Raw genomic sequence first — 17056 nt, 5'->3', positions numbered from 1 at the left:
AGGCGGTAGTCCAATCGTAGGGATCCATCAATCCTCACCTCTCAAGACACAGTCGAGCGCACGGAGGCGTTGCAGAGGTGCTGCTTCAAGAATCACGCCACTGCCGCCAGATTTGGAAACACCACGAAGGAAGACGTAGGCATATCCGCCGAGATGTCGCTCAGGCTGGTAGCCGTCGAGTCGCCACTGCAGGAATCGATGTAGGGCGACAAGGTAGAGATGGGCTTGCAGAGGATAGTGATGTTGATACATCTGCTCCTCCATGGCGCTCTGTGAATAGTGCCGTGGTCCGCAGTGCAACGGACGCCCATCCACGTCTCTTTCGCCGATCCAGTTGCTTTTCCAGTCCGCAACCCACCAACGAGCAGTGGTGGGATCGTCGCCATCAGTGAAGACCAGATCTATGGAGCCAGTGAGAAAGCCTCGGCTGAGAAATTCCAGATCTTCCAGTGAATCGGCGTAGCGTTCACCGAATCGGCGATCGGGGTCAACGCGAAAGGCCCGCGCCAGTTGCTTGGGCTGGACCGCTCTGCCCTGATGAGCGACAGGTAGATCAAAGCTGAGTTCATGCAAACGCCGCCCACTGTGCAACGACTTCAGTTGCAGATTGCCGAGTGGTCCTCCGAAGGGGGCCTGCATCAGTGTCTCCAGACCCTCGAGGACTGCGTCGTCCAAGGAGGTCTCCAGGCCGGATCGCGTCAGTTCTCGCTCCACCAGAGCGCGGTTGTTGTCCTGTTTGATGTCTTGATCAAATGGAACCTGCTCCAGGATGCGGTGCAAGCAATCACCGGCTGCTGCACCCCTTGGAAAGGCTCCCAACGGGCTGTCTTTGGGATCCACCGGTTCGCTTTGATCGCTGAATGAGAGGCTTTCGGTATCTGCACCGGTCTGGGCATCTACATCGCGCCCTTCCTCAAGGTTGCGCGGGTCTGGGCTGGTGGCTTTCGCATTGCCATGGCTTGAGATCCAGGCCGAGTAGCTGCTGCGCCCCCAGCTGCGGTCAAAACCATGACCTGGTACGGCACCACATTGCAGGTTCCGTTCAACCATGCGGGGGTGCCATCGGTCGGATAAGGCGTTGACTTCGGCTCGGTGCAGGCTGATCAAGGGACCCGGTGGGTCAGCGAGTTGCTCCAGCCATGGTGCGAGTGGATTGCCCTCCTGCCGCGCTGCCCTGGCCTGAAACAGAACCAGATGGCGTTCGGCCCGTGTCATCGCGACGTAGGCGAGACGTTCCGCTTCAGCTCGACTTTCCCGTTCATCGCATTGGCTGGCCGTATGCCCCAGTCCCCAATGCGGATTCAGCGCTACGCGCCAGCTGCCGGACTCGTCTCCTGCCGGCACACGCCACAGCGGACCTTTTGCAGGTGAAGGCGCTTCCCACAAATAGGGACAGATCACGACCGGATACTGCAGACCTTTGCTGCGATGAACAGTCACAACCGCAACCGCACTCTCGGCTAGATCGCTGAAGGGCTGGCGCTGCTCTGGGATCGTGTCGGGAGGGTCAAGGCGTTGGCGTCGCAACCAATCGGCACCACTTGGGGCATCCAAGCCCTGGCGGTGCATCGTGTCCTGCACGAGTCGTGCACATTGCTGGAGATCACCGAGTAAGCGGCCGCGGCTCGATAGATCGGCCACGGTCTGCCCATCCATCAGGCGTGCCAGGCAACCCATCAGCCCTAGCTTCGGAAGATCGACGCCGAGCTGCTGGAGCTGTGAGGCCAGTTGATCCAGCTGACCGTTGCTATCTGCGGCTGCCAGCTCATCGCTTCTCCACTGCAGGAGTGAGGACACGGCCAGTTGCCGTAATCTACCGGCATGGGCAGGACGTGCGAGTGCGTCAAGGAAGGTCTGCAGATCCGAGGCTCCCTGGCTACTGAAGACATCCCCTTGACTGACAAGGCGGCTTGGCAGTCCAGCAGCCGCCAGCTCTGCGCGGATGGCTTCGGCTTGACGATGCCTGCTGACCAGGATGCACAGTTCGGAGGGATTCAGGTCTGGATCTTGTCTGAGGGTGTGCAGGATCAGGCCGGCGGCAACGCGGGGAATCTGCTCCTCCAGAGATGTACGGCTACTAACCCCCTCATCGTCATCGGGATTGATGTCGTGGATCTGGAGTGATGCACTCCCCTCAAGCAGTGGCAGGGGTTGTGCGGAAGATCTTGGCATCACCTCAGGTACCGAGAGTTCGGAGAGCAGCAATCCCGGAGCCATCAGCTGATTCATGGCCTGCATCAGCAGGGGTGTTGTGCGGCGGTTGTCGAGTAGGTCATCAATACAGTCCGCTTGAAGCCGTGCCGTTTTGTAGGTGTTCAGATCTCCGCCGCGGAAGCGATAGATCGCCTGTTTGGGGTCCCCGACCATCAGCAGCAGGTGGTTCGGCGTCGAGAAAGCGGTTTTCAGAAGTCTCCACTGAAGCGGGTCGGTGTCCTGAAACTCATCGATCAGCACCGCCCGGTAGCGCGCCCGCAGAGGAGTGAGCCAAGCTTCCGCTGAATCTGACTGCGCGGGGTCGAGTGCATCCAGCAGCCCTGAAAATCCAACCACTCCGCGTTGTCTGCGCCGCTCGATGAGCTGATTCAGCCCTTTGATCAGCAGATAGCGCCAGGTCTGTTCGGCTGGTCCGTCCCAGAGGTCGGCGATGGCGGTCTGCAGTGCGGCTGAAGCAAGGCTGGGGTCGGCTTCAGCGCAGGACCGCGCCGTTTTCTGAAAGCTGCCTGGATGGAAATAACCACCGAGAAGCATCTGATTGCGCACTTCGACATAGTGCATCGAAGGTCCACAGGTCTTGCTGATGTGGTCAATCCAGGTGTCGAGCTCCTGGCTTCGGTCTTTCCTAGGGCGGGCACTAAAGGGTTTGGTGTCGGTGCAACCGAGGCTGCGCCATTCGGCTGCGCAGCTTCGAAGTGCTTGTTCCAGAGCCGCTCCACCGCTGTTCCATTCAGCAAGGAAGTGCTTCCAGCGGCTCTGCAGCCAACCCTCAAACACCTCGCCAAGCGTTTGCTCGGGCGCGATCGGCTCTGCATCCTCAGCGATGTGCACCGCACAGTCACCATCCAGTCTTTGAAGTGCTGAAGCGAATGCTTCTGGCGACAGGCCTGCTTGCAGCAGTCCTGCAACGTGCCCTGGTTCAAGCTCGAGGACCTCTTCTCGCCAGAGGTCATGAGCGACCTGGATGGCCAGGGTCTGTGGATCATCATCAAGAGCAAGATCAATGGCCTGACCGTTCTGAAGCGCTTGCCGGCGAAGGCTGCGGCGGCAGAAGCCATGGATCGTGGTGATGTTTGCTCGTTCCAGGGCTTCGAGGGCCTCGAGCAGTCGGCTGGCCAGCAGTCTGCGTTGCTGGGAATGCCGTCCGTGCTGCTCAAGCCAGTTCTGCAGAACTGCATCCGTTTCAGGCAACAGGCTGCTGCTTCGTTCCTTTTGAAGTAGTCCCTGCAGCGTCGCGTCAAGTCGGCGTCCGATCCGGTCGCGCAATTCATCGGCCGCGGCTTCCGTGAAGGTCACCACCAATAGTTGATCGAGGCTCAATCCTTGTTCCGTTACCAGTCGCAGTACGAGGTGGGCCAGGGCGAAGGTCTTTCCTGTTCCAGCGCTCGCCTCCAGGAGTCGAATGCCGGGCGTCAAGGGGTAGGTATTGGCTTCGAATCGTCGCGTGCTTCTAGCTGTTGCCATCGTCATCAGCACCGCGCCTCGAGCAGCGGTTGATACAACGCCTGAAAAGCGGCTTCAAAGCCTTCCAGGCTTAACAGCAACTCGGCATCGCAGTGGCTGCCGAAGCAGACTTTCTGCTCGGGCCGATCCCGTTCGGCCCAGCCGCTGAAGCCTCCCTGCCAGCGATTCATAAAGGCCTTGTCCGCCGCTTCTTCCCCCTTCGACCAAGCCATTGCTCTGGCCAGGCCGCTGTCCGGTGGGACCGGCCAGCACAACTCTGCTCCCTGCTGTGCCAGGCTCTGCAGAGCTCTGATTTCGTGATCAGCCTCCTGGGGTTTCAGCGCTCTCCAACGCATGGCGATGTGGAATTGATCGGCTTTTGCACTGCTGTCTTGTCGGCACACCACAGCGGTGTGGCAGGCAGCATCATCCAATTGGGCTAGCAGGTGCTTCAGCCAACTCTGCAACAGAGAGCGTGACCTCAGCCTTGACGTGCTGATTTGAACAGCTGTCTCGCCTGCCATCAACAAGGCTGAATGCTGGGACGCCGGTTGCTGCTGCAGCCGTAGAGGTCCCAGGTTCAGAAGAGTTTTTTGGAGGTTTTGCCAGCGTCTCTCCAGCCGATTGTTCTCCAGTTCAGCTGCCGCGCCAGGAGGCATGAAGCCTTGCCCGCAACTACGGGCAATCCAGTCTTCCGTCTCCTGAACGTCCCAACGGGCTTCGGGATCGTGCGCCAGCAGATCGAGCTGTTCAGACAATCGCTGGTTGAGCAACTGATGACAGTCCAATTCCGGTAGCGATAGGGGAGAAAGATCGTTGACAGGATCACACCATTCACCCGCATCGATGCCTTGACGTTTCAACCACTCCTTTTGCGGGGCCTGCAGCCAGCGTTCAAGTCGTTCGATTGCTTCCGCGTTGATTGGTATGGCTGCATCGGTTGTTGGAGGCTGCCAAACAAGCGGTAAGGCCAGGCCTAGATCACGATGTGCATGATCTTCCCCGATATGTGCATCGAGATTGCGTCGTGCGTTTAAGAGCCGGCGGTCGCAACTGATCGCGTCTCTTTGTGGAGTGACAATGAAATTAGCGACATCCAGAGGATTGGCGGGAGGGTGAATCAGCAGCCGGTCCATTTGCTCAGTCTCGAACTCCTCTGCCAGCAGACTCAGCCACTGTTGAACCGGTGGGCATGGCGGCAGTGGGTCACCTTGTCGCTCATCACGGTTACTCCAGCTGATCAGCAGATGCTGCCGAGCTGAGAGCAGTGCTTCAAGCAACACATAGCGATCCTGGTCTGTACTGCTGGGGTCGCCGAGTCGACGTTGTAGTTCGAGCAGGTGAAAGCCTGCACGTTCCTGATGTCTTGGAAAGGAGGAGGCATCAAGACCCATCAGGACGATCACACGATGTGGGATTGCTCGCATCGGCTCCAGAGCGCTGATCGTGAGGGCACCGCTGCGGTGGCCGAAGCGGCCGCTTTCCGTGGAGAGCGCTTCCTCCAGCACGCTGATCACAACTGCAATATCCAGTTCCAGAGCGCAGTCATTGGCTTGGAGCTGCCAGGTCTCAAGGCACTGATGAATGGCCTGCAGCTCCCAGTCCCAGTTGCCACCATCATTGAAAAGCTCCTGAAGCAGCCTGCGCAACCGATCCACCCATTCAGGGCAGGGAGCACTGCAACGCAACTGGGCGATCCACCCCGCCAGTTGATCCAGCAGCGGCCACCACACCTCGATTTGCTGCAGGCTCAGATCAGTCAGCGCGGGTGCGCAGGAATCAACTGCAAGTCCTGGTTCTTCCGGTAATGCCAGACCCAGCAGCCAGCGATCCAGGCACCAGCGCAAGCTATTGGTGTCATCTCCGTTGCGTTCAGCTGCATCCAACCCCCAGCGGAAGCCACTGCGCTGCAGTGCTTCGCTGATTGCCATCGCGTCCTGCGATGTCAGCTGTTTCAGGCTTTGCAGTGCAGGATTGCCAAGCAGTGCCTCTAGTCCGCTTGCGGTGAGCCGATCCGCGCTCAAGCGCAACAGGCTCATGAAAGCTTGCTGAAGTCCAGGACAGTTTTGTTGACTTCGATCGGTTAATCGCCAGGGCAGGTCCACACCAGTGGCATCCCGATCGGAAAACACAGAAGCCAGCAGCGGTGCATAGCGCTCCACATCGGGTGTCATCACCAGAACATCCCTGGGCTGCAGGCTTGGATCAGCGGCCATCCAGCTGAGGATGCGATCACGCACAAGCTGCACTTCCCTCCAGGGACCTGCGCAGCCCATGAACAACAGCGAATGATCACCTTGCCTGAGTGACAAAGTTGCTTGGTCCGATTCGCTGCTCGCGAGCTGCCGTTGCAGCTGTTCCAGTAGAGACGCCTGGGAGTCTTCTGCCGTTCTCATCACAGTGGGATCAGCGAACAGGTCGCCCTGTTCCCAGCTGCCCAGCAGACACTCGCCGCTTCCCTCAAGCAGTAACTGAAATTCGGCACCCATGCGGCCCAGGATTCCTTCCAGACGTGGAGCTTCAATCAGCCAGGAGCCATCGGGGGAATTGATCCAGTCTTCACCCAGTTGCCTGCGTCGTCTCTGCGACCGCTGCCAAAGGTCTGGACAGGGTGTGAGTAAAAACAGATCAACGCTGATGCGTCCGGCCAGGGCCTGCAACAAATTGATCTGGACCGGGGCCAGATTGCTGACGCCGAAGAGGCGTAGGCGTGGCGGTAGGGGTAGCGCAGGCTCTTCTCCCTTGCGGAGTCGTTCAATCACCTGTTGCACCTGCAATCCGAAAGGCCTGCATGGCAACTGCTCTGCGAGCGCACGGGCCAGACAAGGTTGCCACCGCAATCCCTCCGGGAGTTGATCGCCCGCGCCTCCTGCCAGCCAGTCACCCAGCTCCTCTGGCCTGTAGAGGGCATAGTCGTCGATTGCATCGGCCAGGCTGCGGGCCAGTTGCCACTGGTCACGATTCAGTTGTCCCTCTCGACCGCCATGGAGTTCCCACCACTCCCTGAGGTTCGACGCACACTCTTCTTCAAGAAGGTTCGGCAGAACGTCTAGGACCTGCCAGACCAGACGCTCCGCTCTCCATGGATCTTCGATGTCAGGCGCATCGCTGAGCACGGTCTGCACGAGCTGCCGCAGGCGACTACCAGGGAATGGAAAGCGCACCAGTGCACTGATCCCATTCACTCTGGCCAGCTGTTCACCGAGCCAACGGCTGGTTGGCCAGGTGTTGACCACCACCTCGATTTGTTCAAAAGGGCCAGGAGGCTCAAGCCTGAGTTCCTGCGCCAGAAGCTCAGCGAGTAATTCCGCTCGGTTGCTGCGGTAAACCCTCAGCAAGGCACTTCTGCAAAGAGCTCATAACGGTCTGCGGGCGTTGGACTGTCAGTGGGCTCTCCGTTCACCTGCACCACCGCTTCAGTTTCTGGGCAGAACGCGGTGAGCAGACCGCCGTAGACCGCGCCGGTGTCAATCATCACGATCTGGCCGCGATGTTCTACCGCCGGTCGGGGCGTATGGCCCACCACCACGGTTCCATAGCGACCGTCGTAGCCCTCCCAGAAGGGTTCGCGCACATTGAGGTCTGGTTGACCCTGTTCATCAAAGCCGGCATGGGTGGCCACCCATCCATCTCCGGAATACATCAAAGGAAGCGTGCTCAGGCGTTGTTGCCATTCCCTCGTCAGCGAGTCACCCAGTTGTCGGTAGGTCTCGATCGCGATCAGATCATCTCTCCCCTCAGCAGAAATGGCCTGAAGGCCTTCCACCAAAATTTGCTCGTGGTTTCCTCGCAACCAGGTGGCTCGACCGCTGGCCACTAATCCCCATACCTGATTGATGCATGCGGCGATTCCAGGCCCGCGATTGATCACATCCCCACAAAACACCAGGTGATCTTCAGCTGGAAGCACTGAAATCAGGCGATGCAGGGCCTCGTGACATCCATGCACGTCACCGATAACCCAGTGATGGCCTCGAGTGGACGCCATTTCGAGCGCTTTGATCACTTGATTCTGACTGTGTGAACCAGAGCTGTCAGTGAATGTGATTACGGTGGGTCGCCAAAGAGCTCTGGATATGGATCCCCGTTCTCTTTCCCCTTTCCGTCGTGTGGCTTTGTTGGTCAGGGCACTCGATGGTGCCAAGAAAACAAATCAGGCCTTGGCTCGGTGTAGCGATGGAGAGGAGATGCTGGATGTGCTGCTCGGAGCCTCACAGAAGCTCAAACTTGGATTGACGCGTGAAGAGCTGCGCAACACGCCACCCATTCGCGACTGGGTGTGGTGGAAGAACAAAGAGGCGCTGATCACGATTGGGAAGTGATGCTGGGACAAGGGTGGGACGTCCTCTGTATCTGCAGAACGACCTGTCCTTCAACGCTCAGCAAGGATGTGAGTCACCAGGTCTGCGTTGATCCAACGAATCACCCCTGAATCCACATCGGCCACCTGAAAAAGGGTGTGGATGCTTGGGTCACGAGCAGCGCCGCCGCAGTGGATCACTTCTGCCATCCACCAGTCCTGGTTTTGGGTTTCACAAGCTCGCTCGTCATTCCTCATGATGACCTTCATGCCAGGTTTCACATCCAAGAACCCTGGCTTCGCCTCATCAGGAGCTTTGGTCGCGGCGAGGTGATCGACCGACACAGTATGACAGCACGAAGGTACTAGTTGGGCTAGGGCGCTCGTCGGGCTTCGTCACTTCTTTCGTCTCAGATCAGAGCCCAGATCGGCGGTGAATGGGTCGATCGTCAGATTTCAGGAATAATCCGAAAGACGTTCAATTGGGATCAAGAACTTTCGGGCCCATGGTGCGGGATCTCCGTGGTTGCGAGGCATCTGTCACCTGACAATGCAATAGCAGTAACGCACAATTCATAGGTCCGGAAAAACTGCATGAGTCCTACGTATCTGATCACCACACCTGTTGAAGTTGATGTGCTCTGGAAAGTCAACGCAGCTTCTGAGGAAGAAGCTGTTCAAAAGCTCTCAGAACACTGCACAGAGCTTCAGAAAACACCCGATTCAACGACATTAGGCTCCATCACTAGGGGGATCTCATACCGAGGATTGCCAGACGAAACGCAGAATATCCAACAGATGTCGATCCGCTTCGCTGCAGATAATCCTCATCGATGTGTTGTTTTCGACGAGCTTGATGAAGTCGAGATTTGACCAATGCGGCTCAGCGATCTGATTGCACACCAGTGAAGGGTTAAGAACCGGTTCTCAAGCCAATGTTGATGTCGATATGCGATTTGATTGAGGGTGGGTAAACCGCATACTCATTCTCACGCAACATGACCTTCCCGACTTTTAAATTTTTGGAGTCATCCTCGTTCGGGTGATGATGGACCTCGGGAGTAGTTGGTAGGTACTCCTTTTTCCTGATCCAACAAGGAGACCATGAGTTTTTCCTGCCTAGAGTCGTGAGATGTCGCTTGTTTTTGATTGGTGATCGCCTAACCTAAGTCGATGCAAAGCAGCCAGCCAAAAGACAATCGAGGATGGGAAGAAAAATTCTATTCCATTAAGGATGATCTAATTGAGCATGCGAAAGATTATTCAAGGTATGAAAGTGGTTTTTATTGGAATGATTCTCAGCACTCAGGATTGTTATTTATTTCGAGCAGGATGGTTGGCAAATATCAGCTTCGCCTGATTTCTGATGACAATATTGAAAGCTGGATTGAACACTGTGGCTTGAATGCAAGTGAGACAGCAGAGTGTCTTGAAAGGTATGATCACGCAATTTATGTTCACCATGCGGAAGCCTTTTCTATCACAAAAGATGGGTTAGATTTTTCAAGTGGCACTTATACGAAAACACCTCACGGAGAATGCTATTCTCGCGAATTTGTTGCTTGGTTTAACGACTTTTCCGTTGATCTCCTGAAGGAAGGCAAAGAAGATCTGAAAATTGTCAAATGGTGTGATGGCTAATTTGTCAAATTGGTATGAATCAAAGAGTTCGCTTGTCCAAGCACTCGTTGATCTGATCTGTCAGAGAACTTCCTTTGTGCTGAAGGAAGCCGAAATTGATAGGTTTCTTTTGATGCTTGCAGATTATGGTATTAAATCGGAAAACGAGTTCGCAGATTCATTCTTCGGTGAGTACGAGGGTAATGAAGATGATGTCTTGCAGCAGTTTGTACAAGACTGGTGCGCTTTGGCTAAGGGATGTCTTCCTAAGCAGTTGTTGAAGCAGAATAATTCAGCGAAGCTTTGGCATGAGTTGATTCGGTTTGACTTTCACAGGTTTGTTTTCAATGGCAACACCTATTTCTTTAAGAGAAATTTTTAGATTCTATGGTTTTAGAGAGTAACCAATATTTTATTCATGTCTGGGTTAAAGGTGAAGAACATCTTGACAGTGATTTTATTGCCTTGGAGGAGGCTGTAAAAAGATTGGAATACCTGAAAGACCATTGGTAAGAAGTATTCCCTGACAGATTCACTGCTGTTGAGTTGGTAGATCAGTACTTTGATCAAATTGATCAATTCAATCCCATCAATTAAGGCCTAGAATGGATTTGCCCATTAATGTTGGATTGGTTTTTGGTTGAGTGTTCTATTGCTCTCGTCAATGTTTATCACCACTTGCTTGATCAATGTTGATCGCGTTTGTCTTTGAAAACTGTGTTAGCTGAACAGGTAACTTAGAACCTTATCGAACCTCATTCCTCCCTTCATATAGAGAAGCACGACGCATGAAATGATCATCGAGTTGAGAGCCAAGAAGCCTGAGACGACTTTGATTTCATTTTTCATTCTCTAATTCTCGCCAATGTTCCACTGCTGCTGTGGCTTGAAAACTGTTGTGATCTGGAAGAAAGTCACTTGGAGAACCCTCGATCAGGTCTTGCTCTCTGACTTGTCTGGGCTGTGTTGTTGTCTGTTCCAGCTTCTCTGCAGATGTCCTTTTAACTTCAGTGGCGTCCTCAAAGTTCAGCCTCTGATTGTTTTGAGGCCCATTGCTGGATCCAAAAACAGTCTTGTCTTGTTGGAGGAAGATTGAGTCGGGGCAACTGGTTGTGCTCTGAGACCAAGCAGTTGGCTGATCTCGTCTGGGGCTGCTTTATGGATAAATCATGAATTAAGGAGCTTTGTAGGTGGTTACAGCGACTCACTCCTGAGTCTGGAACAGCCTGGAACTATGAGCATGACGCTTCAACTGGCTGTAGCACGCGGCACCGCCCGTGGTCTGATCAATGGCACAGCCGCTGCTGACTACGGTGATGTCATTTGCCTGAGGCGTCTGCTTTTGCGTGAAGGTGAGCATGGTCTGGCAACTGACTTGCTTGTACTGGCGAAGGCGATGAGTCCCACTGCTGCTGAGCTATCCGAATATGGTCCTGCAGCGTGAGCAGCTAATGAGTTGATTCTTTGCCCATGATCTTTGCATTGCTTCTTTGCTGTTTTTTTACGCTGAATAGCTTGTTGTGATGTTGATGTGCACTCAGCTATAGAGCTTGCTATGCATTGGCTGAATGTGATCATGCCCAAATGTCGGAGAATTCGGATCCTCAAATTGTTGATGTCACGGCGATTGTGGAATCTCACCCCCTTCTCGATGAGGATGATCTTCATGGAGGAGTGGCTGAAAGGCTGAAGCATTCCAAGGAGTTTGGAGCGCTTGTCTGGGATGCTACTAAGGATTATGTGCAAAAAATGAATCTCACTTCTGAAGAGAAAGCTCATGTCAGTACTTGGCTCTCTTCAAAAAAAGATCGACTGCAGAAAACAATTGTTGAAAAGCTCCATCAACTCCATCAGCGTGATGCCTGATCAGTATGTCACTCGTCTTCCATTCTTCCATGACATGTTTTTCTGTCAATCGTTGGAGATGGTCGCTTCAATCTGGTGGACTGGTCACGCACTGATGAACGCTCGTCTTTAAGCTAAATACATAAACTTTCCGTTGTCGATGATCCACGGCGAAGACAACCAGCCATTAGATCATCTTCTGAACATCTCTCATAAAACTGTGCGTTTGCGTGATTGGCTTGATTCGCGACTCCGACAACTCGCTCGTGAGCAGCGTATCCAAGATGCAAGATCAATCAGAGATGAGTTTTTGATTGAATAGTCTTTTCAAGATCGGCCGGAATCGGCAAAATGAGATTTGCTGGTAGCTACTTTTTAAATGGTTTGAAACTTGAGTCGTCAAGTTGTGCTGTTTTTAAGCTACAGCAGCCTCTAAAGAATCATTTAGTTCTTCAGGCTCATTCGTGAGATCATTAAAACGTTCGCCCTCTTCAATGGCGTACAACTTGTAGAGAGCCATTGCTGCTTCATCCCATTGCTCCACTTCCACAGCTTCGATCATCTGTTGGAAGAAGAGCACATTGACGACTTCAAGATCGAGTGAGCTCATCGAGTCCAGATTTCTCCTGTCAATTTATCGGCATTGCGACTCTTGACTAGGTCTCAAAGCAGTAGAGAGGTGGAAGATTCAGCTTTAGTCTAACTCTGCTTCGCTTTCGCTTTGGGTCAAGGCGATGGTTGCTCTGGTGAGTGTCGTTACTGCGGGCAGTTGTCTCATCGAAGCTGTTGTCGTGGTGCATCACTCAAGGACTCTGGGTGCTAATTTCTGCATTTCTGTGTCTGAATGTCGTTCAGTTCCTTCTGTTCACCTTCGATGTCTTATGCTTGAGCAACTCTCAGGCCTCACATCAGTGCTACGTCTGCACGGTGGTCGCTGTCCCGCCAGCATGGTCTGATCGTCGCGATCTGCCTGGTTACGGGGCTTTGGTGAGTTCGTGATCGGTCGACAGCGAGCCAGTCATGGTTGTGCTTTGAGTCTTGCTGCCGCTCGCCCTTGGCGGCTCGAATGTTTCTGGCTGAACCTTCCCCAGAACCGCTGGAGCCACTACGCAGCTGCGCTGCTGCAGCTTAGGCGGACGGGCCTGCCCTCACTGGAATCTGTCCACTCACGACCCCATCGATCCCTGAAGTGTCCTTATCTAGTCAAAATGATTCAACCCCGGTGAGGGATTTTCGATAACTTACTCTGTAGTTTCTTCTGAGACAGAACGCCAAAATGCATCAATCATTTGAATAGTTCTGCGACCTGCACACCAAAAAGGAGACCTGTTCGACGAGTCGACTTTGATCTCAAGTCTTATATGGCTAGTGATGATCGCATCGCTACCTGGCAGATTGTTAATACTGTTGTTCCCTTGGCTCTCTGTGCATTCGGATTATCCGCAGTCACAACATCGTTTGATTTGACATCGGTGGTGATGGCCCCGTTGTTCTTTGTGCTCATCATTCTGCTGATGAGCCGAAGTTTTTCCTTGATGCATGACTGTGGCCATCAAAGCTTGTTTGGCTCTAAGCGAGTGAATCGTTTTGTTGCTTTTTTGCTCAGCATCATTCACGGGATCCCTCACTATCCGTGGTCTAGAGGCCATGCTTTTCACCATAAATACAATGGCAACTGGGATCGTTATAGAGGCCCTTCGGCTTTGACGACACGGGTGCAATATGAAGCGAAGAAATCAGACGAGAAGGCTTTTTATCGATTTTTGCGTCACCCATTGTTGTTGTTCCCTGGAGGCTTTTATTACCTCATTCTTAAGCCGAGGATTGCACTTGTTCTTGGTTTCTTTGAATGCTTTTTTGTAAGCCTTAGAAAGGTAGCTTTTGTGATCTCTAAAGGGCAAATTCCTAATATTCCTGTGATAATTACTAAGCATCAATCAAGTTATTTCTACACGCGAGGCGAGGTCTATGACACCATCGCAAACACCGCAATACTCTTCACTTGCTGGTTCTTTATTGGTCGCTCGATCGGTCACTGGCATTTCTGGCTCCTATACATATGTGTAATGAGCACGAGTGCCGCGTTGATGATTGCTGTGTTCTTTGTTCAGCATAATTTCCCAGGCTCTTATGCCAGTGATGAGAAGGAATGGAGTTATTTCAAGGGTGCTATCGAGGGATCTTCTTTTCTTCAGATGCCAGCAATCTTGAATTGGTTCACTGCAGATATTGCTTATCACCACATCCATCATCTTTCCGAAAGGATTCCTAACTATCGGCTCAGGGATTGTCACCATGCAAACCTTCATCTGCTTGACGCCGTTCAGCCTCTTTATTTGCATCAAATACCTTCGTGCTTTTCTCTCATCCTTTGGGACAACGTTAATTTGGAGCTTGTGCCTGCTGGGCTCTAGATCTTGATTAAAGACTTCTTTGATTGCTGGATTCAGGATTTTTTGACCTGGTCGTTCGTCGTTTAGGAGTCCTTCCATTCCTCAAGATCGAGGCGCTTGCTGTTATGTCGTGATAACGGTTGCTAGCAAGAAACAATGATTGTGCGATCTCTATCTGCTCCTTGGCTGATCAGGCTCGTGTCGGTACTGGAGTGATCGCGTTGGATTGTTTCGGCGCCAATCAAGCTCCAGACCTACTTGCGTCAGTGTTGATGAAGGGCCAGAACAGAAACAGTGGAACTGCAGACCATGCCGTCAAACCCTGTTCAGAACTTGTCTGTTGATTTGACGACCAGAGTGATCGTGGTAATTGGTGTTTTGTCTGGTCTGAGCTGTCTGGTAGTTGTGGTCATCGGTGGCTTCATCACGGCAACGGCGGTCAAAGAGGGAATCAAGCAAGTGCCGGTGGAGGCCCCCATTCCTATGGAGGATTCCCAAGTTCCGTCACTTCCGCTGCAATGATCAGCTGCGGAGTTTTTGACTCTCGTCAGATTCAATGATGTCCAATGATCATCCTGACGCCTCTCAGTTCGACCAGCTGCCCCAAGCTGGGGTCTGGCTTGTGAATTCTCAGGAAGGTCTGTTCATTCACCTCAAGCCAGACGCCTCGACAGAGCAGCCTCAGTTCGTTGTGCTGAGCACGTTTCGTTGGTCACCTGTTCTGGGTCAACCAGTCCGCCAGCAGCGGCTGCTTCATTCCCTCGGAGTTGAGTTATGGAAGAACCTGCAGAACACCGGCTGGATGCACTGTTCTCCCCCTCTGCGTTGACTTTGCGGAAAGAGGGAGTGTGACGTCTCCCTCTCCCCAACGCACATGAGTCGGCTGCTCGACTTGCCTCTCATGTCACTCTTCAAGGTATCAAAGCGCACGCCTCTTTGCACGCTTGCAGGAGGCCTTGGGGCCTTGTCTGCCCAGCCACTTGTCAGCACTCAACGTGTTCGCTTTGGCGATAAGGGGTGATGAAGTTGTCGCGAACGGCATGAATCAAGGCTTCAGGTAGTTGAAGACCGCAGCCCTTGCTGTAACGCATCAGGCTTCCATCAAGCCATGGGGAAAGCGCGATGCATTGTGCCGCTGATAATGCCAAAGCCAGTTGGTATCTCTCCGGGTGTTTTTTGCCCGCATGAAACAACCTGCAGCCTTCATTGATCACGGCTCGAATCTCAGGGGCTCTGAGATCCACGGTTCCCTCAGAGCCAAGATGCATGATCCGATCGCGGATGGCCGCTCGAACCAGTACGAACGATGCCTTAGCCAATTCAGGCCCAAAGCGATCTTCGCTTTCTCGCTTCTCTCGGATCTGCAAAAGAGCATTCACAAGCTCTGCTGATTTGAAAACAGACAGCTTGTGTTTGTCTTCGCAACTGAGCGTTTCAACTGTTGGGAGATACGAAGCCACAGCATCCAGAAACTCAGGAGACCTGTTCTGCAGTGGCTCCAGGGATCGCCACAACTCGTGACCCGATGCCATCAGCCGTCAATCTGACTTCTGAAAAGCTAGCGATTGATGTCTGGCTCAAAAAGGATGGTGTCTGTGGTTTAGCCAGCGAGCGAAAGCCCAATATTGACCAGCGCTAGGCCACCTAAAAAGAATGCCGCTAGCAGGGAGGATTCGGGGAAGAATTTGGCCAATGCCAGCCCTGCTCCCATGAAGGTGGATGAAACCAGAATCGCCGTGACATCAACGGGCATCTGAACGGGGCCTTGAGCAGTGCTTTTTAACAGATGACGGCTTTTCATGAGGTCAACTGCGATTCATCCTGCAGATCACCTGTCTTCAGGCTCCAGTCACCTCTTAAGAGCCTCGGAGCGTTCGCTGCAGCTGATCATTGTTCTCGTTGGCACTTGGCGGGCCTGAGTAGAGCGCTGCCAGCCATTCCCTAACGCTGTTGACGCACTCCTCTGTGGATTCATAAGGAAGAACGTTTCTGCCAGGGATGGTGCTGATCGAAGCGTTGGGCAATTGTTCTTTGTAAGTACTGAGCCGCTTGTTGAGATCATCTCAGTTCTTGGATGAACCAATTCCGGTGGCCTTGGTTCCATAGATGATCTGCACCGGGATCTTCAATCCGGTCTGCAGCGGTTCCCAGTCACGTCGCCAGAATCCTGCCAGGAATGGATACATGGCCCAGCGGGTGTCCATCGCGCGTGATCCCTGATTGAGCATCTCAAGCCATTCCTGATCGACGGCTTCAGGTTGTGCGAACAAATTTTTCTAGAGAAGGCGTCTAGAAATCTGCGCCGCCCCGCATATCGGTAAAACAAGTTGCCAATCAGTCCACCAAACAGCAATCGCCAGAGCCAACGTGCTCTCCTCTGGGGGAATTCCTGCTTGAGAACCAGCCAGGCTGGAGGGCTGATCGCTACTAAAGCGCTCACCATCTCTGGTGCCTGGGCTGCCACCGCTAGTGCTATTGGCAAAGAAGCTCCTTGGGAGACCACTACTGCAGGTCCATTGTTTCGCTCGCGTAGAAGATGGATGAGCGGCTCAGCCCACTCTTCAGGCGTGAGTGTCCGTGCTGGGCATGGTGCAGTTCCGCAACCGAGCAGATCGTCGACGGTCTGCTCGACTTTTCTCCCTATGCGAAACGCCCTGAAGTGTTACGAGCATTGCGTTTAAGCGCTGCTAAGCGAGATGATGCTGCGGCTTTTCAATCAGCGTTCTCAAAATTCGACCCATAGCTGTGTTGGTGGTGCTGCGTGGCATTTGATCGCGGAACCTGATGAAGTAACAAATGAACTGGAATTTGTTTTCAGGCGTTAGCTACAGAAAGTGCAGGAGCTCTTGCCCTGTTAGAGGTGACTTGGACTCGAGCTCAGGCGGTTTGGCCAGTACCAGGCTGGATCGTCCTGCCTGGAGTTAGGTCTTGGTGTCTCGACCTGGGCGATCACTTTTGAGACGAATCCTCCGGTGATGCAGCTTGGTTCAGAACATATGTGATTCTTTCTAGGGCGAAGGACCAGATCCAAATCAATATTCAAATCAATATTCCTGCTTCTGACTTCTTGAGGCTGAGGTCTGCCCTTTGCAGGGTTGGTTGCGGCAACACTCCTGATGACGAAGAAGCAGCTTTGCTGCATGAGTTGATGAAAACCCTCGAAAGTGCCCAGGATCAACCTCTTGGAGGCTCACTCCCCTAAGACAGTTCGATGGCTCAGCTGCTTACTGACTGTCCTCTT

At 53.3% G+C, this 17056-nt stretch carries 17 protein-coding genes; 9 read left to right on the top strand and 8 right to left on the bottom strand.

The annotated features are described in order from the left end of the window. Positions 1-27: 27 nt before the first annotated feature. From SIB42_RS11760 to SIB42_RS11750, 3 genes are read right to left on the bottom strand one after another with little or no spacing between them, the layout of a single operon-like run. Positions 28-3684 (bottom strand): UvrD-helicase domain-containing protein, encoded by a 3657-nt coding sequence (locus SIB42_RS11760; protein WP_067097139.1) that lies wholly within the window; start codon positions 3682-3684, stop codon positions 28-30. Then, positions 3684-6995, bottom strand: coding sequence for an exodeoxyribonuclease V subunit gamma (locus tag SIB42_RS11755; protein WP_067096803.1), 3312 nt, complete (start codon positions 6993-6995; stop codon positions 3684-3686). The genes SIB42_RS11760 and SIB42_RS11755 overlap by 1 nt, the downstream gene beginning before the upstream one ends. Continuing rightward, the gene (locus SIB42_RS11750) at positions 6989-7645 is read right to left on the bottom strand and encodes a metallophosphoesterase (RefSeq protein WP_067097136.1); all 657 of its coding nucleotides are present in this window, start codon (positions 7643-7645) and stop codon (positions 6989-6991) included. The genes SIB42_RS11755 and SIB42_RS11750 overlap by 7 nt, the downstream gene beginning before the upstream one ends. Positions 7646-7709: 64 nt before the next feature. Between SIB42_RS11750 and SIB42_RS11745 the strand changes: the two genes are divergently transcribed. Then, a complete protein-coding gene (locus SIB42_RS11745; RefSeq protein WP_231856453.1) occupies positions 7710-7979 on the top strand; it encodes a hypothetical protein in 270 nt (89 codons plus the stop codon). A gap of 50 nt (positions 7980-8029) precedes the next feature. On the opposite strand, the gene SIB42_RS11740 is transcribed toward SIB42_RS11745, so the two are convergent. Then, a complete protein-coding gene (locus SIB42_RS11740; protein WP_413328682.1) occupies positions 8030-8239 on the bottom strand; it encodes a DUF3104 domain-containing protein in 210 nt (69 codons plus the stop codon). Positions 8240-8551: 312 nt separating this feature from the next. On the opposite strand from SIB42_RS11740, the gene SIB42_RS11735 reads away from it, so the two are divergent. From SIB42_RS11735 to SIB42_RS11715, 5 genes are all read left to right on the top strand, one after another. Beyond that, a complete protein-coding gene (locus SIB42_RS11735) occupies positions 8552-8830 on the top strand; it encodes a hypothetical protein (RefSeq protein ID WP_067096809.1) in 279 nt (92 codons plus the stop codon). 300 nt (positions 8831-9130) lie between these two features. Next, positions 9131-9598 carry a hypothetical protein gene (locus tag SIB42_RS11730; RefSeq protein ID WP_156485233.1) on the top strand — a complete coding sequence of 156 codons (468 nt, stop codon included), beginning with the start codon at positions 9131-9133 and terminating at the stop codon, positions 9596-9598. Between the two features lie 76 nt (positions 9599-9674). Next, positions 9675-9959, top strand: a complete 285-nt coding sequence (locus SIB42_RS11725; protein ID WP_413328022.1) for a hypothetical protein — start codon at positions 9675-9677, stop codon at positions 9957-9959. 858 nt (positions 9960-10817) lie between these two features. Continuing rightward, positions 10818-11021 carry a hypothetical protein gene (locus SIB42_RS11720; protein WP_413328020.1) on the top strand — a complete coding sequence of 68 codons (204 nt, stop codon included), beginning with the start codon at positions 10818-10820 and terminating at the stop codon, positions 11019-11021. Between the two features lie 140 nt (positions 11022-11161). Next, entirely contained in the window at positions 11162-11443 is a 282-nt protein-coding gene (locus SIB42_RS11715) for a hypothetical protein (RefSeq protein ID WP_067096823.1), read from the top strand. Positions 11444-11837: 394 nt separating this feature from the next. Here the strand turns inward: SIB42_RS11715 and SIB42_RS11710 are convergent, their stop codons facing one another. Beyond that, positions 11838-12032: a hypothetical protein gene (locus SIB42_RS11710; protein ID WP_067096825.1), complete on the bottom strand. Its 195-nt coding sequence runs from the start codon at positions 12030-12032 to the stop codon at positions 11838-11840. A 751-nt stretch (positions 12033-12783) separates the two neighbouring features. Between SIB42_RS11710 and SIB42_RS11705 the strand changes: the two genes are divergently transcribed. The 3 genes from SIB42_RS11705 (at position 12784) to SIB42_RS11695 (ending at position 14644) form a co-directional block, all read left to right on the top strand. Continuing rightward, positions 12784-13836 carry a fatty acid desaturase gene (locus tag SIB42_RS11705; RefSeq protein ID WP_067096829.1) on the top strand — a complete coding sequence of 351 codons (1053 nt, stop codon included), beginning with the start codon at positions 12784-12786 and terminating at the stop codon, positions 13834-13836. Between the two features lie 288 nt (positions 13837-14124). Beyond that, positions 14125-14337 (top strand): hypothetical protein, encoded by a 213-nt coding sequence (locus SIB42_RS11700; protein WP_156485234.1) that lies wholly within the window; start codon positions 14125-14127, stop codon positions 14335-14337. Positions 14338-14374: 37 nt separating this feature from the next. After that, positions 14375-14644 (top strand): DUF1651 domain-containing protein, encoded by a 270-nt coding sequence (locus SIB42_RS11695; protein ID WP_067096835.1) that lies wholly within the window; start codon positions 14375-14377, stop codon positions 14642-14644. A gap of 154 nt (positions 14645-14798) precedes the next feature. Here SIB42_RS11695 and SIB42_RS11690 read toward each other — a convergent pair whose 3' ends face one another. The 3 genes from SIB42_RS11690 to SIB42_RS11680 form a co-directional block, all read right to left on the bottom strand. Beyond that, positions 14799-15347, bottom strand: coding sequence for a hypothetical protein (locus tag SIB42_RS11690; protein WP_067096838.1), 549 nt, complete (start codon positions 15345-15347; stop codon positions 14799-14801). A 68-nt stretch (positions 15348-15415) separates the two neighbouring features. Further along, on the bottom strand, positions 15416-15616 hold the full coding sequence (locus tag SIB42_RS11685; protein WP_067096842.1) for a hypothetical protein: 201 nt from the start codon (positions 15614-15616) through the stop codon (positions 15416-15418). A gap of 262 nt (positions 15617-15878) precedes the next feature. Further along, positions 15879-16085 (bottom strand): hypothetical protein, encoded by a 207-nt coding sequence (locus tag SIB42_RS11680; protein ID WP_067096845.1) that lies wholly within the window; start codon positions 16083-16085, stop codon positions 15879-15881. Positions 16086-17056: the final 971 nt, after the last annotated feature.

Origin of the sequence: Synechococcus sp. MIT S9508, assembly GCF_047303045.1 — a bacterium.
Lineage (GTDB): Bacteria > Cyanobacteriota > Cyanobacteriia > PCC-6307 > Cyanobiaceae > Synechococcus_C.
Note: the sequence above shows the minus strand (reverse complement) of the source record. Positions and strands in the feature narration are given on the sequence as shown.